Genomic DNA, 4,482 nt, shown 5'->3' with positions numbered 1-4,482 from the left:
TGGCTCAGCAAGGTTGAGCTTTGGCAGCGGTTTAACGGAATAGACAGGCGAGTTCGGAACTTCATGGAAATAAGACTTTTCTCCCGCTTTGGTTTGTCGGTGGCAGCGGTCGCATTGACGGCGCTGAGCGCCTGTCAGGAACCTGAGATTATTCTGCCCGGTGAACGCGAAGACATTCGCCCTGCTGCGGATACCGAAACTGTTGAGACCCGTGGTTCAAAGCCGATCAGCTTGCCAGCCCAGAGCCGGAACGCAAACTGGTCTCAAAGCCCGGGCACATCTGCATTCCGTACCACAAATGCCGCGCTCAGCAGCGCTCCTCGACCGATCTGGTCGACCTCGATCGGCAATGGCGATTCTCGCAAACAGCGAATTACGGCCGAGCCGGTTGTCGCCGGAGGGTTGATCTATACCCTCGACTCAGGTGCAACCGTATCTGCGGTGTCACCTCAGGGGCAGGTGGTCTGGAGCACCAACCTCATTCCGCCAACAGATGGGGATTCCGACGCCACGGGCGGTGGAATGGCTTATTCTAATGGCGTGCTCTATATCTCATCCGGCTATGGCCGTCTGACCGCGCTGGACGCCAAAACAGGTGCCAAGCGTTGGCAAAAACGTCTGAACGCGACAGGCAGTGGGTCACCTCTGGTCAGTGATGGTTTGTTGTATCTGGTAGCAGGGGATGAAACCGGCTGGACTATAAACACCAAGGACGGTCGTATTGCCTGGCAAATTGAGGGTACTCCAAGCGTAGGGAATGTGTTGGGCGCGCCAGCACCTGTCATCGCTTCGGATCTGGCTGTGTTTGCATTCGGTTCGGGTGATATTGCCGCGACCTTCCGTCGGGGTGGGATCAGACGCTGGAATGCTTCGGTAGCCGGAGGGCGCCGCGGTCGCGCTGCTGCGCAGATCTTTGACGTTACAGGTGGGCCCATGGTTGTGGGTGATACGATCTACATCGGCAACCATTCCGGACGGACGGTGGCGTTTGACGCGAACACTGGCGAGCGTAACTGGACAGCAGATGAAGGGGCAGTCGATACAGTCTGGCCTGCTGGAAACAGCATCTTTTTGATCAGTGACCGGAGCCAGCTGATCCGGTTGAACGCAGCGGATGGGTCGGTCGTTTGGGCCAAGGACCTTCCGGGCTTTGTAAAAGACAAGCCGGGTCGTCGTGGCGCGATCTACGCGCATTATGGTCCGATCCTGGCTGGTAACCGCATCGTAATTGCTTCGAATGACGGATATCTGCGGTTCTATAGCCCTACGGACGGCACTCTGGTTCATCAGGTTGAAATCCCCGGTGGTGCAACCACAGCACCGGTTGTGGCTGGCCAAACGCTGTATGTCGTATCCACCAAGGGACAACTGCACGCTTTCCGTTGACGAAAAGATGCGCTAAAGGGCGCGTCTGAGTCTTGAAAGTTGAGTATCATGTCGCTGACCCTCGCCATCGTGGGGCGCCCGAATGTGGGCAAATCCACCCTGTTCAACCGCCTCGTGGGCAAACGTCTGGCTTTAGTCGACGACCAGCCCGGCGTAACGCGTGACCTGCGCGAAGGCGAAGGGCGTCTGGGTGATCTGCGTTTTACCGTAATCGATACCGCGGGTCTTGAAGACGCGACCGATGACAGCCTTCAGGGACGTATGCGGCGCCTGACAGAGCGCGCAGTCGATATGGCCGATGTCTGCCTGTTCATGATTGATGCACGCACAGGGCTGACGCCGACGGATGAGATGTTTGCCGATATTCTGCGCAAGCGTTCGAAACACGTCATTCTGGCGGCCAACAAAGCCGAAGGCTCAGCCGCTGACGCAGGCGTGCTGGAGGCCTATAATCTGGGTCTGGGTGAGCCTGTTCGTCTGTCGGGTGAGCATGGCGAGGGCATGACAGACCTATACGCGCAGCTGATGCCTATCGCGGACGCGATGGAAGAGCAGCAGGCTGAGGATACCCCGCAAACCGATATCGAGTTGGATGAGGAAGGAGAGGGCGAAACACCTCTCATCACTGATGCGAAGCCTCTGCAAGTGGCCGTGGTTGGTCGTCCCAATGCCGGCAAGTCGACGCTGATCAACAAGATCATTGGTGAAGATCGTCTGCTGACCGGGCCCGAGGCCGGAATTACACGCGATGCGATCAGCCTGCGCATTGATTGGGCCGATCCGGATGGCGAAAGCACTCCGATGCGTATCTTTGATACAGCGGGCATGCGTAAAAAGGCGAAAGTTCAGGAAAAGCTTGAAAAGCTGTCGGTCTCGGACGGTCTGCGTGCGGTCAAGTTTGCTGAAGTGGTCGTTGTCCTTCTCGACGCGGCCATTCCTTTCGAACAGCAAGACCTGCGCATCGCTGATCTGGCCGAGCGTGAGGGCCGGGCGGTCGTCATTGCCGTCAACAAGTGGGACATCGAAGAGGACAAGCAGGAAAAGCTGCGTGATTTGAAACAGTCCTTCGAACGTCTGCTGCCACAGCTGCGCGGAGCACCACTGATTACGGTTTCTGCAAAAACGGGTCGTGGTCTGGAACGGTTGCGTGCAGCAATCCTGCGTGCCCATGATGTCTGGAACCGTCGAGTGCCAACCGCCGCCTTGAATCGCTGGCTGACAGCAATGCTTGAACAGCACCCGCCTCCTGCGCCGCAGGGACGCCGGATCAAGTTGCGTTACATGACACAGGCAAAAACACGCCCGCCAGGTTTTGTCGTCATGTGCTCGCACCCAGACAAGATGCCGGACAGTTATTCGAGGTATCTGGTCAATGGCCTGCGTGAAGATTTTGACATGCCGGGTACGCCCATTCGGCTAACCCTGCGCGGCCAGGGCGACAAGAACCCCTACAAGGGTCGGCGGAAGAAAAACGCCGGTGCTTTGGCCAAACATCTCAAGGGCAGGGCGTAACTGCGCCAATTTTCAGCATTTTTGACCGAAGGGCGTGACAGGCCCTTGGCATCGCGCTAGCATTCATGAGCGTGCATCTGTTTTGGTGCGCGCAACTTGTTTGCGGACAAACCGCACATAGTTTTGAAAAGGTTATTAATCCGGACCATCGTTGGGAGCGGGCTTGATGGATCTGAGGGAATACACAAGACAGTACGCGGTGCAGGACAACAGGCTGGCCGCGTTTAGCTATTTCGGGACATTTGCAGTCTACTTTGCATCCCTGACATTAGCGATCGTGTATGTAGATCGTTGGTACATTATGGTACCGGCAGGGATCATATTCGCGTTTGCGGCCGTACGCCTGTATGTATTGCAGCACGATTGCGGCCATCACTCACTATTCGAAACACGACAGCAGAATGAATGGGCAGGACATGGACTGTCACCATTTACGTTTGCACCGTTCGAAGTCATGAAGCAGAACCACAATCTGCACCACTCGGGGATCGGTAATCTAGAACATCGAGAAACCGGCGAAATCCATACGATGACCCTCCGTGAGTGGGAGGCCGCCGATTGGAGAACCCGCCTGTTTTATCGGCTTTATCGCAATCCGTTCATCCTTGTGCCCGTAGGCGCACTGTTCACCTATTTTATCCGCTACCGCTGGCCAAAGAATACCATGCGTTTTGGGGTCAAAGGCGTATTGCTACACAATCTCTCCATCGTAGTCTTCTTGGGTCTCCTCTACCTGATCGCAGGAACAACCGGCATTCTGGTTTGGCTGGTCTTTTCACTGCTGGGGGGAATGCTGGGAGTGTTCCTTGTCTATTTGCAACATAACTTTGAAGATACGTACTGGGATCGACGCCCAGAGCTTGATCCCAAAATAGCGGCCCTTCGCGGATCATCCGCGCTCGATTTCGGTTGGTGGTTTGACAATGCCGTCGCCTGTATCACCTTGCACGACATACACCATTTCAATGCCCGCATTCCTTCATACCGACTGCGCGCATGTCATTACAATCTGCCGCCTGAATACACGCCGCGCAGGATCAAATTCCCCGAGGCTGTAGCGGCGCTTAACCTCAAACTTTGGGACGAGGACAAAAAACGCCTCGTTCCGTTCCCCAAGAAAGGCAAAACGACCGAACTGGTGCATAGCAGTTAGGTACATGTGGGCGATCAGCCACCGGCTGTGACTTGCAGCGATGTATATGCTGTGTATATACGTTTGATCAAGGAGATAGAGAAAGGACCCGGAATGACACCAGTTACCAGCGTAAAGGGCGTAGGAGACGCGCTTGCAAAATCATTGGCCGACAATGGCTATAAAACCGCCGATGATCTGGCAAAGGCGAACCCGAAAGAACTGGTTAAGGTCCCTCGAATAGGCGCGGCCCGTGCGCCGATCCTGATAGCAGCTGCTAAGGCTGCGGTTTCTTCGAAACCCACTGCAGCAAAAACCACTGCAACTCGGGCACCAGCACGAAAGCCTGCGACCCGCAAGCCTGCCGCACGTAAAACCGTAGCCAAAAAACCTGCGTCTGCGCCGCCAACCAAAGCAGCAAGCAGGGCTACGGTGAGAAAGACATCGGCCGC

Annotated in this window: 4 protein-coding genes; all 4 read left to right on the top strand. The window is 55.9% G+C overall.

Annotation, left to right across the window (positions count from 1 at the left end):
- A partial coding sequence (locus E1297_RS47335) for a PQQ-like beta-propeller repeat protein (RefSeq protein ID WP_209016424.1) occupies positions 1 to 1,386 on the top strand: 1,386 nt, incomplete at its 5' end.
- Positions 1,387 to 1,434: 48 nt separating this feature from the next.
- The gene (gene der, locus E1297_RS47330; protein WP_155151206.1) at positions 1,435 to 2,898 is read left to right on the top strand and encodes a ribosome biogenesis GTPase Der; all 1,464 of its coding nucleotides are present in this window, start codon (positions 1,435 to 1,437) and stop codon (positions 2,896 to 2,898) included.
- A gap of 166 nt (positions 2,899 to 3,064) precedes the next feature.
- Positions 3,065 to 4,051, top strand: coding sequence for a fatty acid desaturase (locus E1297_RS47325; protein WP_155151203.1), 987 nt, complete (start codon positions 3,065 to 3,067; stop codon positions 4,049 to 4,051).
- Between the two features lie 93 nt (positions 4,052 to 4,144).
- On the top strand, positions 4,145 to 4,482 hold a 338-nt coding region (locus tag E1297_RS47320), incomplete at its 3' end, for a helix-hairpin-helix domain-containing protein (RefSeq protein WP_244328146.1).

The sequence above is a fragment of the Roseibium sp. RKSG952 genome, assembly GCF_009711355.1.
Note: the sequence above shows the minus strand (reverse complement) of the source record. Positions and strands in the feature narration are given on the sequence as shown.

Bases quoted from the DNA above. Each gene is read 5' to 3' on its own strand.
- E1297_RS47325 (WP_155151203.1), top strand. From the start codon at position 3,065: ATGGATCTGAGGGAATACACAAGACAGTACGCGGTGCAGGACAACAGG.
- der (WP_155151206.1), top strand. From the start codon at position 1,435: ATGTCGCTGACCCTCGCCATCGTGGGGCGCCCGAATGTGGGCAAATCC.